Source organism: Desulfobulbaceae bacterium DB1, assembly GCA_001914235.1.
GTDB lineage: Bacteria > Desulfobacterota > Desulfobulbia > Desulfobulbales > SURF-16 > DB1.
Map to the genome: position 1 here is coordinate 307,379 of MQUF01000014.1, position 18,106 is coordinate 325,484.

The window sequence follows — 18,106 nt, forward strand, 5'->3', positions numbered from 1 at the left end:
CATCATGTCTTCGCCAATTGTTTTGAAAACTCCTTCGGAATTGAAAATTATGGAGGAGGCCAACCAGATAGTCGCGAAGACATTGACAATGCTGCATGAACATGTCGCGCCTGGTGTGACCACACAGCATCTGGATGAGCTTGCTGAAAGTTTTTCACGCAAGCATGAGGCGATACCCGCATTTAAAGGGTATCGGGGGTTCCCCGGCAGTCTGTGTGTTTCCTTGAATGAACAGGTCGTGCATGGAATTCCGTCCAAAAAAGTTGTTTTGCGGGACGGCGATATTCTTAGTATCGACTTCGGGGTGAAGTACAAGGGGTTTTATGGTGATGCCGCTGTTACATTGCCTGTCGGGAATGTTTCCACCGAGGCATCGCACCTGCTTGATGTGACGCGGGAGTCGCTGGCCAGGGCGATAGAACAGGTAAAAGTCGGCAACAGGATATCCGATATATCGCGTGCCGTTCAGGAATTTGTCGAGAGTCGGGGTTATTCCGTCGTGCGTCAGTTTGTCGGACACGGGATAGGGCAAGCACTGCATGAACCGCCTGAAATACCCAATTATTATAGATCAGGACGAAGCCCGAAACTCTTGGCCGGTATGGTGCTTGCCATCGAACCAATGGTCAATGTCGGTAATTGTGAAGTAAAGATACTCCGTGATGGGTGGACGGTTGTTACGCGCGACAAGAGTCTTTCCGCCCATTTTGAACACTCGGTTGCAGTCACAGACAACGGGCCCATTGTTCTCAGCAGGGCAAAAGATGTTTGAGGCAAAATAATTTAGTGGCAAGATGTGGATTGGTGTGTTATAATATTTAATTCATTTTTGCGGCTCAGCACTCTTGCTTGGGCCGGTTTTTTTGTAATTTCGCAAAAGAAGCAAGTAAAGGTTTAGAGGGAAAAAATAATTTATGGCTAAGGAAGAGGCCATTACAGTTGAAGGTACCATCGTCGAGCCGTTGCCTAATGCCATGTTCAGGGTTGAGCTCGATAACGGCCATAAGATCCTAGCGCACATTTCAGGTAAGATGAGAATGCATTTTATCAAGATTTTACCTGGTGACCGTGTAACGGTTGAGCTCTCGCCATATGATTTGACCAGGGGGAGAGTGACGTTCAGGGCAAAAAACCAAAAAAAGAAATAAATGCAGGAAAATGAAATGAAAGTACGTGCATCAGTTAAAAAAATATGTAGTGACTGTAAGGTGTTCAAGCGCAAAGGTGTTGTGCGGGTTTCTTGTAAGGTGAAGAAGCATAAGCAACGGCAAGGATAATTGAAAGGATTATGAGGAGGTAGACCTTGGCTCGCATAGCAGGTGTTGATTTGCCCAGAAATAAACATATGGAAATTGCCCTTACCTACATTTATGGAATAGGGAAAACAACTTCCAGGAAAATACTCGACGAGGCTGGTATCAGCTATACCTTCAACAGTGATGATATTACTGATGATGATGCCGTCAAAATCAGGAAGATTCTTGATAGCGCTTATTCCGTTGAGGGTGACAAAAGACGTGAAGTGGCACTTGACATCAAGCGTCTGATGGATCTCGGATGTTACCGTGGCTTGCGGCACAGAAGGGGACTTCCCTGCAGGGGACAGCGAACTAAAACCAATGCGCGAACCAGAAAAGGTCCACGTCGTGCTGCCGGCGCTCGTAAAAAATAGTGTGTTTGCATAAAATATCAACGGACCTGAACAGGAGAATTCAATGGCCAGTCCGAAAAAGAAAGTAAAACGCAAAGAAAAGAAAAACGTGCCTGAGGGTGTCGTTCATATCAAGTCGACTTTTAACAATACCTTGATATCAATTACCGATAAGCAGGGTAACGTTATTGCATGGTCGAGTTCAGGTGTTCTTGGTTTCAAGGGATCACGAAAGAGTACCCCTTTTGCAGCACAGAATGCCGTGGAAGCCGCAGCGAAAGTTGCCATGGACCAGGGTATGCGCAAGGTGGAAATAAAAGTGAAAGGTCCTGGTCCTGGTCGTGAGTCTGCAATACGGGCATTGCAAGTTGTCGGTTTTGAAGTGAGCCGCATATGTGATGTGACTCCTGTTCCCCACAATGGATGCAAGCCTCCTAAGCGACGAAGAGTTTAGGTTTAATTTTTATAAATTTGCGACCGTGACGTTATTGAACGTGAAATAACGGAGGTATAAATTGGCTAGATATAGAGGCGCTGTGTGCCGGCAATGCCGGAGAGAAAAATTGAAACTGTTCCTGAAGGGTGACAGGTGCTATTCGGATAAGTGTTCATTCGAGAAAAGGTCCTTTCCCCCGGGACAGCACGGGCAATCCCGTTTGCGGAAAGTTTCCGATTATTCCATACAGCTTCGGGAAAAACAGAAGGTTCGTCGTATTTATGGAATGCTTGAAGGTCAATTCAGAAGATATTTTGAATTAGCCGAAGCTGCCAAAGGAGTAACCGGTGAAAACCTCCTTATGCTCCTTGAAAGACGGTTGGATAATACAATATTTCGTCTGGGGTATGCATCTTCACGCACCCAGGCCCGGCAGATGGTAAAGCATAACCATATTCTTGTTAATGGGAAAAAAGTAAATATTCCATCATTTTTAGTTTCTATTAATGATGTTATTTCCATTCGTGAAAAAAGCAAAAAAGTAGAAACAATTAATGACAGCTTAGAATCTGTTGCGCGCCGAGGAATTCCTTCCTGGCTTGAATTGGACCAGAAAAACTATAGTGGAAAAGTCAAGGCACTCCCGGATCGTCAGGAAGTTACGATGCCGATTCAGGAGCAATTAATAGTAGAACTTTATTCCAAGTAGTCTCTGGATGGAAATTGATTCCATCTCGATAACTGGATATTACCGCAAGAGAAATAAGATGGCAAATGAGGAAACCTTGACACAAGAGTTAACACCATTTTATCGCAATTGGCATGATTTGATTACTCCCAATCCTTTGGAAGTAGATCATGAAACCCATACGCTGAGTTATGGAAAATTTATTTGCCAGCCGCTTGAAAGAGGCTTCGCTACAACCATAGGCAATGGTTTGCGGCGTATTCTTTTGTCATCGGTTCAGGGTGCGGCCATAACTTCGGTTAAAATTGACGGTGCACTGCATGAGTTTTCAACTCTTCCCGGTATCCTGGAAGATGTTACTGAAATCATACTGAACCTGAAAGAAGTTCGTCTCAAGCTCTATGCAAATGAATCCGCCATTGTCCGTATTGAAAAACGCGAAAAAGGCAATGTAACTGCTGCTGACATCATTGGTGGATCTGATGTTGAGGTGATGAATCCAGATAAGCATATCTGCACTATCACCGGTGACGGAAATTTCAGCGCTGAGTTGGAAGTGAAGTGGGGGAAAGGCTTTTCTTCTTCAGAGAAAAATAAAACTGAAGAGCAGAGTGTCGGTGTTATCCCGATTGATGCCATTTTCACTCCCATTAAAAAGGTGAAGGTCGTCGTCAGCCAGGCCCGCGTTGGTCAACGCACTGATTATGATAAGTTGAGCTTGGAGATACATACGGACGGCAGTGTCAAACCTGAAGACGCTTTGGCCTATGCTGCAAAAATTCTCAAAGAGCAGATGGCCGTCTTTATAAATTTTGACGAAGACCAGGTAGAGCGAGCCGAAGAAGAGAAAGTTATTGTCCGAGAAGATAAGGAAATCAACCCCAATCTTTATAAGAGTGTTGAGGATTTGGAGCTTTCCGTTCGATCGGCAAACTGTCTGCGCAATGCGCAAATTTGCTATATCGGTGAACTTGTCCAAAAATCTGAAGCAGAGATGCTGAAAACAAAGAATTTTGGCCGAAAATCTTTAAATGAAATTAAGCAGCTTCTTTCACAAATGGATTTATCCCTGGGGATGAAGCTTGATAATTGGGAACCGCCTGTATCGTCATTTTCCGTTGATGATACAGGTGAATAAAGAGGTAACAAAATGAATCACAGAAAAACAGGAAGAAGACTTGGTCGTACCTCACCCCATCGACGCGCGATGGTCAGGAATATGGTTACCTCTCTTCTTGAGCATGAAAGGATTGTGACGACGACTCCCAAGGCAAAGGAGATTCGTAAAGTTGCCGATAAGATGATTACCTTGGCCAAACGAGGTGATCTGCATGCCAGAAGACAAGCTTTATCTTTTATGCAGGATCCAAAGGTCGTTGCCAAACTTTTTGATAAGCTTGTCGGCGAATATATGGATCGTAATGGCGGCTATACCAGAATTATTCAGACCGGCAATCGCTATGGTGATGCCGCTCCGATGGCAATTATCGAGCTGGTTAATTATCAGCAGAAGAGCGAAGTCGAAACAAACTCATAATTTTTTTTGGTTGGTAGCAGCAAAACCGGAATCCCCAAGGGTTCCGGTTTTTTTTTGTCCGTAACAATTCTTGCAATTTTATATTTATTTTCTTAGGATTGTGTCAAACAAAGTATTTCTCACTATTTTGATGCGGAGGGAATAATGAATGACGGCAAGGTGTACAAGTTTGTCGAATTTGTCGGGACCAGCAAGGTTTCATGGGAAGATGCCGCAATCAATGCGGTCAACACCGCCAGCAAAAAATACAGCGATCTGAGGGTCGGTGAGATCATCAAGCAGGATCTGACCATAGAAGCCGGCAAGGTTTCCTTGTTCCGGGTTCGTATCAATATTTCGTATCGTTTCCACCTGTAATCCTGATTGGTTCCTTGATCCTGAATCCGTGAAATTTTTGCAGTAAAAATCGTCTGTATAATCAAATAACATGTTGAAATTTAACAAAAAATATTGCAATATTCGCCTGTCTAAAAACATCACTCTGCAGGTGAAAAAATGAAACGATTTATTCTTGAACGCTCATCGGACGAATTTTATACCTCTCATTCCGGCCTGGCCCTGATCGGGCTCGGTATCAATCGCTTTACCAGCTTGAACGCCAAGCTGAAAAAGGCGATACCCGACACCAAGGACATTGCCAATACAGATGTCATTCGCAGTTATCTCGGGCTCCTCTCGCTTGGCAAAAGCGATTTCGAAGCCATTGCCGACATGAAAGACGACAGGTATTTCCAGCAATCACTTGGCATCAAAGCGGTTCCTTCGCCCGAAACCTTGCGCCAGCGCCTTGACGAAACCGCAACAGTTTTTCAGCCAATTGCTTCCTCCACCTACACGGAGTTCATCCGCAATGCCAAAGGAAAAGTAACCCCCTTGGCCATGGGTCATGTCGCCGTCGATATGGACGTCTTTTGCATGGACAACTCCGGCACCAAAAAAGAAGGTTCCAAGCATACCTATCACGGTTATGACGGCTATGCGCCAATAGCCGCCTACATGGGAGAGGAAGGCTGGTGTATTAATCTTGAGTTCCGGGAGGGCAGCCAGCACAGCCAAAACAATTTTATTCCTTTTCTGCAGGAAACCATCTCCCGTGCCAAGTCTTTAACCAAAAAGTCACTGTTATTCAGGCTTGACTCCGGACACGATGCTGTCGAGACCCGAGCAACGCTTTATGGCCACAAAAAGGTCGATTACATCCTGAAATGGAATCCCCGCAAGCAGGACCTTCCCGCCTGGCTGGCCCGTGGGCTGCAAGAAGGAGAAGTGAGCGAACCACGACGCGGCAAACGGGTTGCCGTATTCAGTTTCAACCAGCTTCAGGAGCACGAGGGCAAGGAGTTCAGTACCCGCCTGATCGTCCGCGTGATTGAACGTACCATTGACAAACGCGGCCAGTTGCTGCTGGTGCCGGATATAGAACTTGAGGGCTGGTGGACATCCCTTTACCTGCCGGAAAAAGAGATCATCAAGCTCTACCGGGACCACGGCACAAGCGAGCAGTTTCACAGCGAATTTAAAACCGACATGGATCTTGAGCGGTTGCCTTCGGGAAAATTTGCGACCAATTCCTTGATCATGTCCTTGGCCGGCTTGGCTTATAACATCTTGCGGTTTATCGGCCAGCTTGGCCTTCTCGGTGATCGCTCACCAGTGCGCCACTCGGCAAAGCGCAGGAGAATTCGTACCGTTATTCAGGAACTCATGTACCGTGCAGCCAGACTGATTGAGACCGGCAGGAAACTGAAGCTGCGGTTCAGCCGCCACTGTTGCGCATTTGACTCGTTTCAGGCCGTTTATAACCGGCTTGCCTTTGGCTAATGCAAGAACAGAAGAGAAATTTGCCGGAAAGTGGCTGAACAGCAGGCCCTGCCGGGAAAATACGCCTAAAAACAGGCAAATATAGCAATTTTTCAAAGAACAACGGGGACGATGTCCCAATTTACCAGCAATATGCTGGCAATATATAAATTTCTGGCGGTCGCGGTGTTGAAATTTTTTCGCGCCCCACAATTTTTAGGGAGAATCCGGGATACCTCACGGATTCAGGTTGATGTTTTTTTTGACCTGAGAAAAGAAATTATTGCTTCACTTTTATTCTTTTGTTAAAGAAAAAAATGTGGTCGTACAGTTTTTTTTAGTCCAAGTTGTAGTATGCCGTGTTTTTTTATATCCATGGTTAAACTGGCTGGCTATGAGAAATCTGTAAACATTAATTTCCTATTAATGATTCCTCATAGGAATGAAGGAGCAGTAAATGGTGAAAGGAAAAGTGAAGTGGTTCAATGAATCAAAGGGTTTCGGTTTCCTTGAGCGCGAAGATGGTGATGATGTTTTCGTGCATTTTTCAGCAATTAAAGAGGAGGGGTTTAAAACTTTGAGCGAAGGCCAAAAGGTTGAATTTGAGATTGTCGATGGTCAGAAAGGACCCGCCGCAGCCAACGTAAGAAAAATTTAAACCTCCATTACATAGATATCAAAAGCCCGCCAACAAGGCGGGCTTTTTTTTTATAAGTTTCGTTTATCGATAACTCTCTTGGCTTTTCCCTCGAATCGCTCCAGGGTTTTTTCTTCCACCAGTTTGACATCAACGCCGATGCCCAGTTCGGTTGCCAGCCGTCTTTTGATATGGTCGACAAGCTGTCTTTGCTTTTTCATCTGATCGAAAAAGATCGATTCAACCACCTCAACCAGAACGGTTGCCTTGTCGAGCCGACCTTCTCGCTCAACAATAATCTGATAATGCGGTTCCGTCCCTTCAATATCAAAGAGAATGGCTTCAATCTGCATTGGGTAGACGTTGACACCTTTAATGATGAGCATGTCATCGGTGCGGCCAATCACCCGGGACATGCGTTGGAAGGTTCGACCGCAGGGGCAGGGTTCAGGAAGAAGGCGGGCCAAATCCCTGGTTCGATAGCGGATTACCGGAAAAGCTTCTTTCGTTATCGTCGTAAAGACAAGCTCGCCTAATTCACCGGGCGCAACCGGCGACAGGGTTTGAGGATCGATGACTTCAACAATAAAGTGATCTTCATTGATGTGGAGGCCATTGCAATGGTGGCATTCGCCGGCGACACCCGGCCCCATTACTTCACTGAGACCATAATTGTCGGTGGCGATGATATGCAGTTTGTTTTTTATTTCCTGCCGCATCGCCTCAGTCCATGGTTCTCCGCCGAAGAGGCCGAATTTCAATGGCAGTGAATTGATATTAATCCCCAATTCGTGCATGGTGTCGGCAAGCAGTAATGCGTAACTTGGGGTGCAGACCAGGGTCGTTGTTTTGAAATCCTGCAATATTTGAATCTGTCGTTTGGTGTTGCCGCTTGAAATTGGAATAACCGAGGCGCCGATTTGTTCAGCTCCGTAATGAAGGCCGAATCCGCCGGTGAAAAGACCATAGCCAAAGGCGATTTGCACGACATCATCGGCGCCGACACCGGTGGCGGTCAAAATACGGGCAACCATCTGCGACCAGTTTTTGATATCGTTTCTGGTGTATCCCACCACCGTGGCCATGCCGGTGGTGCCGGATGAGGCATGCACCCTCACCACATCCCTGAGGGGCACGGCAAAAAGACCATACGGATAATTATTGCGCAGGTCGTCCTTGGTGGTGAAGGGAAGAGCTCGCAGTTCGTCAAGAGAGCGAAAACCATCAGGGTCAACCCGCATTTCCTTGAATTTTTTCCGGTAAAAAGGAACATGGGTGGCGACCCGATAAAGGGTTGATTGAAGCCGTTCCAGCTGCAGCTGTTCCAAATCGACCCTAGGCATGCATTCCTTTGCTTCATCCCAGTACATAGTTTTGCCTCCGTAAAAAACTTTTAATCAAAATCACAGGTGGAGCCTTCGCTTGCCACATCGCGGCCGAGGTAGGCGCGCTGCACGTCACGATTAACCAGGAGATCCTCGGCAGGACCCTGCAGGATGATTTTCCCGGTTTCGAGGACGTACCCTCTGTCGGCAATTGACAGGGCGGCTTTGGCGTTCTGCTCGATCAGCAGAACCGTATTGCCGTTTTCCCGTAATTTCAGAATAATCTGGAAAATGTTTTTAACGATGAGCGGAGCAAGCCCGGTGGATGGTTCGTCGAGCATGATTAATTGCGGTTTTGCCATAAGCGCGCGGCCCATGGCTAGCATCTGCTGCTCCCCTCCGGACAAGGTTCCAGCCAACTGATTTGCCCGTTCTCGCAATACAGGGAAAATCTCATAAATTTTGCCGAGTTCCTCTTCCACCTCAATTTTCTTTTGCCGGTACTGTACGTATGCGCCGAGGACAAGATTTTCACGGACGGACAGAGTGGCAAAAACCTGTCGTCCTTCGGGAACCAGAGAACAACCGGCAGCGACGATTTTTTCCGGTTTAGTCTGCCTGATGTCATTGCCGAGCAGCATGATCTCGCCGGCAGTGGCCTTTATCATTCCGGCAATGGTGTAGAGCAGTGTCGTTTTGCCGGCACCGTTTGCGCCGATGAGGGTCACGATTTCTCCATGGTCCACATGCATGGAAATGCGTTTTAAAACCCGCAACTTGCCGTAACCTGATTCCAGGTTTTTGATCTTAAGCATCGCCATCACCGAGATAAATATGAATCACTTCCCTGTTCTGCTGAATGGCTGTGGGGATATCCTCGGCTATTTTCTCGCCAAAGCTCAGCACGACGATTTCGTCTGAAATGTCCATGACCAGCGACATATCATGCTCGACAAGTAAAACGGTAATTCCGCGGGAGCGAATCTTGGTTATAAGGCGGGCAATTTCCGCTGTTTCATAGATGTTTAATCCGGCAGCCGGTTCATCGAGAAGCAGCAGCGTCGGTTCGGACGCCAAGGCCCGGGCAAATTCAACCGCACGCTGCTGGCCAAAGGCGAGGCTTGTTGCCTCGATATCGGCAAATTGGCTTATGTCGAGCAGCTCCAGCAGCTCAAGCGCCTTGTCCTTGATATCACTTTCCTCCCGCCATGTTGACGGCAGGGAAAACATGCCGGCCAGGAAGCCTGCGTAACTGCGGGTATGCCGACCAACCATGACATTTTCAAGGGCCGTCAATCCGGGGAACAGTTTGATATTCTGAAACGTTCTCGAGATTCCCTGCGCGGCAATCTGGTATGGCTGCAGGCCATGAATGGCCTTCTGCCGGAAGAAAATAGTGCCGGCTGAAAGGGGAAGACTGGCGGAAATAAGATTGAAAAGGGTGGTCTTGCCGGCGCCGTTCGGGCCGATGACCGATTTGATCATGCCCTGTTCAACATTGAAGCTGACATCCTTGACCGCCTGGAGTCCGCCGAAACGTTTATTGACATTTTGTATTTCGAGAAGTGCCATGGTGAACCGTCAATTCTTGGTTTCAGCGGTTTGATCTGATTTTTTTCTGAAGCGTTGCCACAGGTGCAAGCGCAAAACACCTTCCGGAGCAAAAAGCATGATAATGATCAGGATTGCCCCAAAAAAAGCATCATCGTAAGAACCGAACATGCCGCGCAAAGAAAGGAAATTCAGCAGTGCGGCCATGATGAGCGCGCCCCACAGATTCGCCATGCCGCCGATGGCGACAATGGCGACATAGCGGACGGACTTCATGATGCCGGCTTCCGATGGGCCGATACCGCCATTGTAATGGGTGAGCAGTATGCCGGCAAGAGCGGCAAAAACAGCGCTCAAAACAAAGGTGAAAAGCTTGTAGCGGCTGGTATTGACCCCCATGGCGTTTGCCGCCTCCTCGGAACCGTGAATAGCCCGCAAAGCGCGACCGACCCGGGAATTGATTAGGTTCTGCAGCAGGATGAAGCCGAGAAGCAGCACGCCACAGGCAATGTAATAATTTTCGACACGGTTATTGAAATCACCGTTGATTGTCAGTCCGGGCAAAAGGGGGAAACCGGGCACGGAGGAGAGACCGTCGGCCTCGCCGAAAATTTCCGTGGCAAGCACGATACGATAAATAATGATGCCGAATCCCAAGGTGGCCATGGCGAGATAATGACCTTTGAGCTTCAATACCGGAATGCCGATCAAAAATGCGATAACAACGGTCAGCAGGATTGCGATCAGGCAGGCGGGCCAAGGGTGAACGTAAAGAAGCGATTCCCCGTAGAGGCTCTTTGTCTGCACCAGCAGCCCCCTTTCCGCCAGCAAGGCAAGAAACCGGTTGCCGTTTTGCAGATACGGGGCCAGGTTGTACGTGGTCAGCACGGCTGAGGTGTAACCGCCGATGGCAAAAAAACCGGCATGGCCGAGGGATATCTGGCCGGCATAACCCATGACCAGGCAAAGGCCGATGATGACCAGCGAGTAATAGGCGGTCATGGTCATCTGGGTCAGATAAAATGTTGTTTCGGTAACCTGGGTGAGCAGCTGCAGGCCGATCAGCACGAGCAGGAGAATGATGATGGGGAGACGATTTCCGGTCTTCATCAGAATTCCTTCAATCCGGCCGCTTCCTTGCTGCCGAAAAGTCCATGCGGCCGGGCAAAGAGGATAACGAGCAGGATCGCGATGGAAATTGCGTCCTGAAAGGCCAGCGGCACAACCCCGACACTGAATGCCTCGATAATTCCGAGCAGCAGTCCCGCGCTCACCGCCGCCATGCTGTTGCCGAGCCCGCCAAGTACAGCCACGGTGAAACCCTTGATGGCGAGTCCGGTGCCGCTGTCATATTGGGTGTAGGTGATCGGTGAAACAACACAGCCGGCCAGGGCACCGATTCCGGCGCTCAGCACAAAGGACAGGGTCACCATATTTTTTGTATTGATGCCGCAGAGGGTTGCAGCCAGACGGTTGGCGGCGCAGGCCCGCATTTCCTGGCCAAGGGAGGTAAATTTGAAAAAAAGACTGAGCAGCGCGACTATTACCGCGCAAACCCCGGTCACCCACAGGACCTGGGGAGAAACATTGGTGCCGAGAAGGACAAATGAAGAAATTTCATTGCCGTTGAAGTAGGGCAGGGAACGCACTCCGTCACCCCAGACATGCAAGGCGACTTCCCGGATAAGAATGGACAGGCCGATGGTGATAATAATCATGCGCAGCACGGACGGGGTTTTCAGCCAGCGGATAAAAATTATTTCGATCAGGGCGCCGATGATCATGGTGCAGAGAACCGCCAGACCAATGGCCGCCGGCAGGGGAAGCAGGGAGTGAAAGGAGATGGCAAGCATTCCGCCGAGCATGACAAATTCGCCCTGGGCAAAGTTGATAATGCCGGTGGTGTTGTAAATGATATTAAAACCTATGGCGACAATAGCATAGATGCTGCCATAGGTTATACCGGCAAACAGATATTGAAAAAAGAGTTCCGAGGTCATGGTTGCATGGCGATGTGTAAAAAAACGTCAGTAGGCAGCAGGCGGACAAAAGGGGGCGCGTGATGCGGGCCCCCTTTTGTAATCACGGGATGTGCGTTCTTATTTGTTGTAAAGAACGAATTTGCCGTCCTTGACGGTCATCATGGCAAAGGAATCCATATCAAGACCGTTGTGGTCTGCCGCACTGAAGTTGAAAACGCCGCCGGTGCCGACAAAACCCTTCATGTTCTCAATGGCGTCACGGACCTTTTCGCTGTCGGTGGTGCCGGCTGCCTTGATGGCATTAACGAGAATCATCATGGCGTCATAACCGTGGCCGCCGAAGGTGCTGGCGGTTTCCTTGAATTTTGCTTCATACTCATCACGGTATTGCACCAGAACGTTTTTCTGGGGGTGATCAGCAGGGAGGGCGTCGGCAACGAGCAGCCGCCCGGCCGGGAAGATGACGCCCTCGGCAGCAGCTCCGGCCGCTTCAACATATTTGATATTGCCGAAACCATGGCTCTGGAAAACGGGAACGTCCCAGCCGGCCTGACGGATATTCTTGACGACAATGGCCTGGGCGGGAACAACCGACCAGTTGATGACGGCCTGCACATTTTTGTCCGCCTTTATTTTCGCCACAACGGCGGAAAGATCGGTCGCCTTGCTGTCGTAGACTTCGGCTGCGACGATCTCAATCTTGAATTCCGGGGCAATGGCCAGGAGCTGCTCCTTGCCCGCTTTGCCGAAACCGGTGTTGTCGGTCAGGACGGCAACCTTGCTGATGCCCATTTTGTTCATTTCCATGAAAATCATTTTGGCGGCAAAGCTGTCTTTCTGGGGGGTCTTGAAAACGTATTTGGCAACCGGATTGACGATAACCTCGGCAGCGGCGCAGGACAGCATGATGGTTTTGCCTTCCTCGCATACCTGCTTGATGTTCATGGTTTCGCCGCTGGTGGAAGGCCCGATGATGGCCAGCACCTTCTCCTCTTCAATGAGCTGTTTGGCAAAGGAGATCGCCTTTTCCGGCGTTCCGGCGGAATCCTTGATGATGAGTTCGATGGTGTCGCCGTTGATGCCGCCCTGGGCATTGATCTGATCCGCCATCATCCGCACGGTCCTGGCTTCGGGACCGCCAAGGAAGGATGCGCCGCCGGTTTCAGCCAGGATGGCGCCGATCTTGATGGTTTTCGCCTGGGCAGGGGAAGGCAGGGCGGCAAAAAGGGTCACTGCCCACAACGCAAGAAGGGTAACGGTTGAAAGAAGAATTCGTTTCATTTTTGTCTCCTTGTTCAATTAGTAATGTGCCAGTTATATGGCGTAAACCTCTTCACCGGACAACAGGCGGACACCGGATTTGACCAGGGCATTGATGGCTTCGTCAAGTTTTTCGAAACGGAAAATAATCAGACCTGTTTCGCCGCTTTTTTGCGTAAAGGCGTACATATATTCGATATTTATTTCGCTCTTTTTCAGGGTCTGCAGAACACCGGCGAGGCCACCCGGCTTATCGGCCACTTCGACGACGATGACCTCGGTGGTGCCGACGGTAAAGCCTTTTTCCTTCAGGACCTTGCGTGCGTTTTCCGTATCGTTGACGATGAGACGAAGAATGCCGAAATCAGCAGTGTCGGCAAGCGACATGGCCCGGATGTTGATCCCTTTTTCCGCCAGAATGGAGGTGATTTCCGCCAGTCTGCCGGATTTGTTTTCCAGAAAAATTGCAATTTGTTCGACTTTCATAACATTACCTCGCTCTTTGGAGATGAATCATTCCGCAAAAAAATGATGATCCGAATCAGATCTTACGGTTGTCGATGACCCTCTTTGCCTTTCCCTCGCTGCGCTGGATGGTTTTTGGTTCAACCAGCTTAACCTTGCAGCTCACTCCCAGCAGATCCTTGATTTCGTGCTGGATCTTCTTGGCAAGTCCCTCCAGCTGTTTCACTTCGTCGGAAAAGACGGTATCGCTGACCTCCACCTGGACCTCCAGGGTGTCCATGGAGCCCTCCCTGTTGACAATGATCTGATAGTGGGGTTCAACGCCCTTGATGCTGATCAGGACATGTTCGATCTGGGACGGGAAAACATTGACCCCGCGGATGATCAGCATGTCGTCGGAGCGGCCGGTGACCTTTTCCATGCGAAAGAAGGTGCGGCCGCAGGCGCAGGGATTGGTGATCAGTCGGGAAAAATCCTTGGTGCGGTAGCGGATGACAGGGAAGGCCTCCTTGGTCAGGGTGGTGAAAACCAGTTCCCCTTTTTCACCGAGGGGCAGGGGCTCAAAGGTCTCCGGATGGACGATTTCCGGTAGAAAATGGTCCTCCATCACATGCAGGCCCTTTTGTTCCTCCGCGCATTCGATGGCCACGCCCGGCCCGATGATTTCGCTTAAGCCGTAGATGTCGATGGCCTTGATGCCCAGTTTCTTCTCAATCTCCTCCCGCATGTTTTCGCTCCATGGTTCGGCGCCGAAAACACCGACCTTCAGCGCCATTTCCTTGGGATCGATTCCCATGTCGGTCATGGCCTCGGCCAGGTTCAAGGCATAGGAAGGGGTGCAGAGCAGCACGGTGGAACCGAAGTCACGCATCAGCATGATCTGGCGTTTGGTATTGCCGCCGGAGATCGGCACAACGGTGGCGCCGAGGTTTTCCGCGCCGTAATGGGCACCGAGGCCGCCGGTGAAAAGCCCGTAGCCGTATGCGTTATGGATGATGTCCTTCGGGGTGGCGCCGGCCGCGGTCAGGCAGCGGGCCATGAGTTCCGCCCAGATGGCGATATCCCGTTTGGTATAGCCGACAACAGTGGGCTGGCCGGTGGTGCCGGAAGAGGCGTGGATGCGCACCACCCGCTCCAGCGGCACGGTGAAGAGGCCGAAGGGATAGTTTTTGCGCAGGTCTTCCTTGGTGGTAAAGGGCAGTTTGCTGATATCCGCCAGGGTCTTGATGTCGCCGGGCAGAACACCTGCTTCATCCATTTTTCCCCGGTAATAGGGGACCGTGGCATAGACCCGTTCAATCTGCGCCCGCAGCCTTTTCAGTTGCAGGGCTTCCAGGGCCTCGCGCGGCAGAGTTTCATATTCTTCGTTAAATAGCATGTTCCTCCTCCATATCCCTCTGCAAGTTGTGACTCAGGCCGTGATTTTTCGTCCCTCTTGAAAGGCCGCGATATTTTCGTCAAGCTTTCTGGGGATTCTTTTTTTCAAAACATCGAGAAAAACCTCTTCCGCAATGGGCAGAAAGGTTGACAGGGCGCCCACCAGGGCAATATTGGCCGCCCGTATTTCCCCTACATTCTTGGCAATACTGAAGCCGTCCATGGGATAAACGGTTATTCCCCGGCCGGTCAATTCGGACAACAGGTCGGCCGGGTAAACCATTTTGCCGGTGGCAACCGCCGGCGGCGCAATCCGGTGGGTGTTGACGATCACCTTGCTTTCCTTTTTCAGGAAGGGGAGGTAGCGAACCGATTCCATGACCTCAAAGGCCAGGCAGAAATCGGCCTGACCCGGATCAATGAGCGGCGAGTAAACTTTTTCACCAAAGCGGAGATGAGCGACCACCGAACCACCGCGCTGGGCCATGCCGTGCACCTCGCTTTTTTTGGCGTCCAGCCCGCTTGCCAGCAGGGCAAGAGCGGTGATTTCACTGGCCAGCAGAATGCCCTGGCCGCCGACCCCGCAAAAAAGAATGTTTCCTTGTGGTTTCATTTGCTTCCCTCCGCTTCGCCGATGGCCCCGAATTTACAGAGGGCCCGGCATTGGCCGCAGCCGTTGCACATTTCCACGCTGATGCGGGCGTATCCTTTCTGCTTATCCTTTTTGCCCAGTTTTTTCGCCTCCTCCGGAGTCAGCGGTACCCAGCTGATGGCCGGGCAACCCAGGCGGATACAGCTGGTGCAGCCGGTACATTTGTCAAGGTCGGAAGTCAGGGGGATTTTTTTTCGTTTCTTTTCCGACGGCAGCAGCACACAGGGGGCCTGGGAGATGATGACTGAAGGTGCGGCCCGCTCGATCTCCTTCTTGAGAATCGCCTTGGTGCCCTTGATGTCATGGGGATTGACAATGCGGACATGTTTGACGCCGATGGCCTTGCACAGTTTCTCGAAGTTGACGGCATTGGCCGGCTCTCCCATCAGGGTGCTGCCGGAAGCGGGGTTTTCCTGCTGACCGGTCATGGCGGTGATGCGGTTGTCCAGTATAATGACGGTGGAAATGCTTTTGTTGTACACCATGTTCACCAGCCCGGTGATACCGGAGTGGATAAAGGTGGAGTCGCCGATGACCGCAACGGTTTTGCCTTGCGCTTTTTCCCCCAAGGCCTTGTCCATGCCGTGGGCCACGCCGATGCTCGCCCCCATGCAGACACAGGAATCCATGGCCGATAGCGGCGGCAGAAAGCCCAGGGTGTAACAGCCGATGTCACCGGAGATGAAGACGTCGTGTTTGCCCAGGTTATAGAAGAGGCCGCGATGGGGGCAGCCGGGGCACATATTGGGCGGCCGGGGCGGGATGTCCACCGGGGCGAAGACGTCACCGGTTGCAATGCCCAGGGCTTTTTTGATGAGAAAGGGGTTCAGTTCGCCCATGGCCGGGATTTTCGCCTTGCCGGTACAGGCAACGCCTGCCGCCTTGATATGGGTTTCGAGAAAGGGATCAAGCTCCTCGACGATGAGAACCTCGTCCACCTGGGAGGCGAAATCCCGGATCATGTCAAAAGGCAGCGGCCAGGTGGTGCCGATCTTCAGCACCGAGGCCTCGGGCAGTGCCTCCTTGACGTAAAGATAGGAGACGCCGCCGGTGATGACCCCCAGTTTCTTGCTGCCCCATTCAATGCGGTTGCAGTCACTGGTTTCCACCCAGGCGGTGAGTTTGTCCTGGCGTTCGGCAATGGCCTTGCGTCGAGCACGGGCATTGGCCGGCAGCATAACGAATTTGGCCGGCATTTTTTCTATTGCCACCGGCACCGGGCCCGATTGTCTTTCGCCAACAGTCACCAGTCCTTTGACATGGGCCACCCGGGTGGTGGTGCGGAGCAGCACCGGGGTGTCGAATTCCTCGCTGAGGGCAAAGGCTTTTTTGAGCATTTCCAGGGCCTCGGCAGGATCGGAAGGCTCCAGCATGGGCAGTTTGGCGGCAAAGGCGTAGTTGCGGTTGTCCTGCTCATTCTGCGAACTGTGCATCTCCGGGTCATCGGCATTGATAATGACGATGCCGCCCCGCACCCCGGTATAGGATGCGGTGAAAAGAGGGTCGGCCGCCACGTTGAGACCCACGTGCTTCATGGTGACCAGCACCCTGGCCCCGGCAAAAGAGGCGCCCATTCCCACTTCCAGAGCCACTTTTTCGTTGGGTGCCCATTCCGTGTACACCCCTTCATAGGTGGAGAGGTTTTCCAGGATCTCCGTGGACGGCGTTCCCGGATAGGCTGACGCCACCGTCACTCCGGCCTCCCATGCCCCGCGGGCAAGGGCCTCGTTGCCGGATAACCATTTTTTTTTGTCAGAACCGACCGTTGTCACGTTGTCTCCTTACTCTAACAGGTTCTTTCGCGCATCCCGGCTGTAACCATTGCGGATGCAGCTTTAATTTTCTGAAATTTGCCATGCTACATATCATGGATAAACCGGAAGTTCAAGTAAATGAAAAAGCACGATACAGTAAAAATACCTAGCAGGCAAATCATATGGGGAAATTTGCCGTGATTGTTGGCTTGTCGATCTCCGGAAAATGCTTTAAAAAATGCTGAAATAAATTTTCGGCTATTTGCAAAATAGGGTTGAAAGTTGCTCCTGTGGATGACATGCACTTTTGTGCAATGTGTGGTTGGAGGATATCATGGTAGAAGGAACAAAATCAGGAAGAATGTCAACTTGCTATATCCTTGTCAGGCTTTTTCCTTACCATGACAAATCTTAATTATTGAGATCATTAAAAGTACAATTTTTAAACATTGAAAAAGCTGGATAAAAACTGCCTGGGTGTTATTGTCAGTTTTAAATCGCTGGATTTGACTTTTTCAGACTGCAGATGGGCGTAAAACTCTGCGTCTCTTCGGATGGCTTCTCATGGTTAGGCTTTAAGGGGTGGACTTGACCAAATCATTAGCGCATAAAATCAATGGGGAAGAACGGCTTTTGTCAATCCGCTGGTCAACCGATGAAGACATACAGCAGATTTATGAATGGCTGAAGGAAGAGGATAAGCTAGTACCATGTAACATTTAAAGCTTCGTAAAAAATTAGCATAGTGTATACTTGTGGCAACCAAAGGAGGTTGCCATGCCACCAAGATATCGAATTACTCTGACAAAGCAGGAGCGCAGGGAACTTGAAGCAACAACAAGAAACGGGAAAACAGGGGCCAAAAAATTTATCAATGCCCGTGCCTTGCTGTTATGCGATGCAGGCCCTGATGGGCCAGCTTGGACTGTTGCCGCTGCTGCTGAAGCGCTGGGAGTGACATCCCGAACAATTGAACATCTGAAAAAACGTT

The 18,106-nt window shown here is 50.3% G+C and carries 22 protein-coding genes; 12 read left to right on the forward strand and 10 right to left on the reverse strand.

Annotated elements, in window-relative coordinates:
* Positions 1–4 precede the first annotated feature (4 nt).
* The 11 genes from BM485_13130 to BM485_13180 all read left to right on the forward strand — a co-directional run bounded on the left by BM485_13130 (position 5) and on the right by BM485_13180 (position 6,770).
* On the forward strand, positions 5–772 hold the full coding sequence (locus tag BM485_13130) for a type I methionyl aminopeptidase (GenBank protein ID OKY74765.1): 768 nt from the start codon (positions 5–7) through the stop codon (positions 770–772).
* Between the two features lie 142 nt (positions 773–914).
* Positions 915–1,148, forward strand: coding sequence for a translation initiation factor IF-1 (locus BM485_13135; GenBank protein ID OKY74766.1), 234 nt, complete (start codon positions 915–917; stop codon positions 1,146–1,148).
* 15 nt (positions 1,149–1,163) lie between these two features.
* The gene (locus tag BM485_13140; protein OKY74767.1) at positions 1,164–1,277 is read left to right on the forward strand and encodes a 50S ribosomal protein L36; all 114 of its coding nucleotides are present in this window, start codon (positions 1,164–1,166) and stop codon (positions 1,275–1,277) included.
* Positions 1,278–1,303: 26 nt separating this feature from the next.
* On the forward strand, positions 1,304–1,672 hold the full coding sequence (locus BM485_13145; GenBank protein OKY74768.1) for a 30S ribosomal protein S13: 369 nt from the start codon (positions 1,304–1,306) through the stop codon (positions 1,670–1,672).
* Between the two features lie 43 nt (positions 1,673–1,715).
* Entirely contained in the window at positions 1,716–2,105 is a 390-nt protein-coding gene (locus tag BM485_13150; protein ID OKY74769.1) for a 30S ribosomal protein S11, read from the forward strand.
* A 61-nt stretch (positions 2,106–2,166) separates the two neighbouring features.
* The gene (locus BM485_13155; GenBank protein OKY74770.1) at positions 2,167–2,796 is read left to right on the forward strand and encodes a 30S ribosomal protein S4; all 630 of its coding nucleotides are present in this window, start codon (positions 2,167–2,169) and stop codon (positions 2,794–2,796) included.
* A 58-nt stretch (positions 2,797–2,854) separates the two neighbouring features.
* Positions 2,855–3,913, forward strand: coding sequence for a DNA-directed RNA polymerase subunit alpha (locus BM485_13160; protein ID OKY74771.1), 1,059 nt, complete (start codon positions 2,855–2,857; stop codon positions 3,911–3,913).
* 12 nt (positions 3,914–3,925) lie between these two features.
* Positions 3,926–4,312, forward strand: coding sequence for a 50S ribosomal protein L17 (locus BM485_13165; GenBank protein OKY74772.1), 387 nt, complete (start codon positions 3,926–3,928; stop codon positions 4,310–4,312).
* A 144-nt stretch (positions 4,313–4,456) separates the two neighbouring features.
* Complete coding sequence (locus BM485_13170; GenBank protein ID OKY74773.1) at positions 4,457–4,669, forward strand: transporter; 213 nt, start codon at positions 4,457–4,459, stop codon at positions 4,667–4,669.
* A 138-nt stretch (positions 4,670–4,807) separates the two neighbouring features.
* On the forward strand, positions 4,808–6,133 hold the full coding sequence (locus BM485_13175; protein ID OKY74774.1) for a transposase: 1,326 nt from the start codon (positions 4,808–4,810) through the stop codon (positions 6,131–6,133).
* A gap of 436 nt (positions 6,134–6,569) precedes the next feature.
* The gene (locus tag BM485_13180; protein ID OKY74775.1) at positions 6,570–6,770 is read left to right on the forward strand and encodes a cold-shock protein; all 201 of its coding nucleotides are present in this window, start codon (positions 6,570–6,572) and stop codon (positions 6,768–6,770) included.
* A 50-nt stretch (positions 6,771–6,820) separates the two neighbouring features.
* Here the strand turns inward: BM485_13180 and BM485_13185 are convergent, their stop codons facing one another.
* From BM485_13185 to BM485_13230, 10 genes are all read right to left on the reverse strand, one after another.
* On the reverse strand, positions 6,821–8,119 hold the full coding sequence (locus BM485_13185) for a phenylacetate--CoA ligase (protein ID OKY74776.1): 1,299 nt from the start codon (positions 8,117–8,119) through the stop codon (positions 6,821–6,823).
* A gap of 23 nt (positions 8,120–8,142) precedes the next feature.
* Positions 8,143–8,889 (reverse strand): branched-chain amino acid ABC transporter ATP-binding protein, encoded by a 747-nt coding sequence (gene livF / locus BM485_13190; GenBank protein OKY74809.1) that lies wholly within the window; start codon positions 8,887–8,889, stop codon positions 8,143–8,145.
* Complete coding sequence (gene livG, locus BM485_13195) at positions 8,882–9,646, reverse strand: high-affinity branched-chain amino acid ABC transporter ATP-binding protein LivG (GenBank protein ID OKY74777.1); 765 nt, start codon at positions 9,644–9,646, stop codon at positions 8,882–8,884. Before livG ends, livF begins: the two co-directional genes overlap by 8 nt.
* A gap of 9 nt (positions 9,647–9,655) precedes the next feature.
* On the reverse strand, positions 9,656–10,735 hold the full coding sequence (locus tag BM485_13200) for a branched-chain amino acid ABC transporter permease (GenBank protein ID OKY74778.1): 1,080 nt from the start codon (positions 10,733–10,735) through the stop codon (positions 9,656–9,658).
* Positions 10,735–11,625 carry a branched-chain amino acid ABC transporter permease gene (locus BM485_13205; GenBank protein OKY74779.1) on the reverse strand — a complete coding sequence of 297 codons (891 nt, stop codon included), beginning with the start codon at positions 11,623–11,625 and terminating at the stop codon, positions 10,735–10,737. The genes BM485_13200 and BM485_13205 overlap by 1 nt, the downstream gene beginning before the upstream one ends.
* Before the next feature lie 99 nt (positions 11,626–11,724).
* The gene (locus BM485_13210) at positions 11,725–12,888 is read right to left on the reverse strand and encodes a branched-chain amino acid ABC transporter substrate-binding protein (GenBank protein ID OKY74780.1); all 1,164 of its coding nucleotides are present in this window, start codon (positions 12,886–12,888) and stop codon (positions 11,725–11,727) included.
* A 33-nt stretch (positions 12,889–12,921) separates the two neighbouring features.
* Positions 12,922–13,353 (reverse strand): amino acid-binding protein, encoded by a 432-nt coding sequence (locus tag BM485_13215; protein OKY74781.1) that lies wholly within the window; start codon positions 13,351–13,353, stop codon positions 12,922–12,924.
* 55 nt (positions 13,354–13,408) lie between these two features.
* Positions 13,409–14,710, reverse strand: coding sequence for a phenylacetate--CoA ligase (locus BM485_13220; GenBank protein ID OKY74782.1), 1,302 nt, complete (start codon positions 14,708–14,710; stop codon positions 13,409–13,411).
* 33 nt (positions 14,711–14,743) lie between these two features.
* Positions 14,744–15,322: an indolepyruvate oxidoreductase subunit beta gene (locus BM485_13225; GenBank protein OKY74783.1), complete on the reverse strand. Its 579-nt coding sequence runs from the start codon at positions 15,320–15,322 to the stop codon at positions 14,744–14,746.
* Complete coding sequence (locus BM485_13230) at positions 15,319–17,133, reverse strand: indolepyruvate ferredoxin oxidoreductase subunit alpha (GenBank protein ID OKY74784.1); 1,815 nt, start codon at positions 17,131–17,133, stop codon at positions 15,319–15,321. The genes BM485_13225 and BM485_13230 overlap by 4 nt, the downstream gene beginning before the upstream one ends.
* Before the next feature lie 759 nt (positions 17,134–17,892).
* Between BM485_13230 and BM485_13235 the strand changes: the two genes are divergently transcribed.
* On the forward strand, positions 17,893–18,106 hold a 214-nt coding region (locus BM485_13235), incomplete at its 3' end, for an IS630 family transposase (protein OKY74810.1).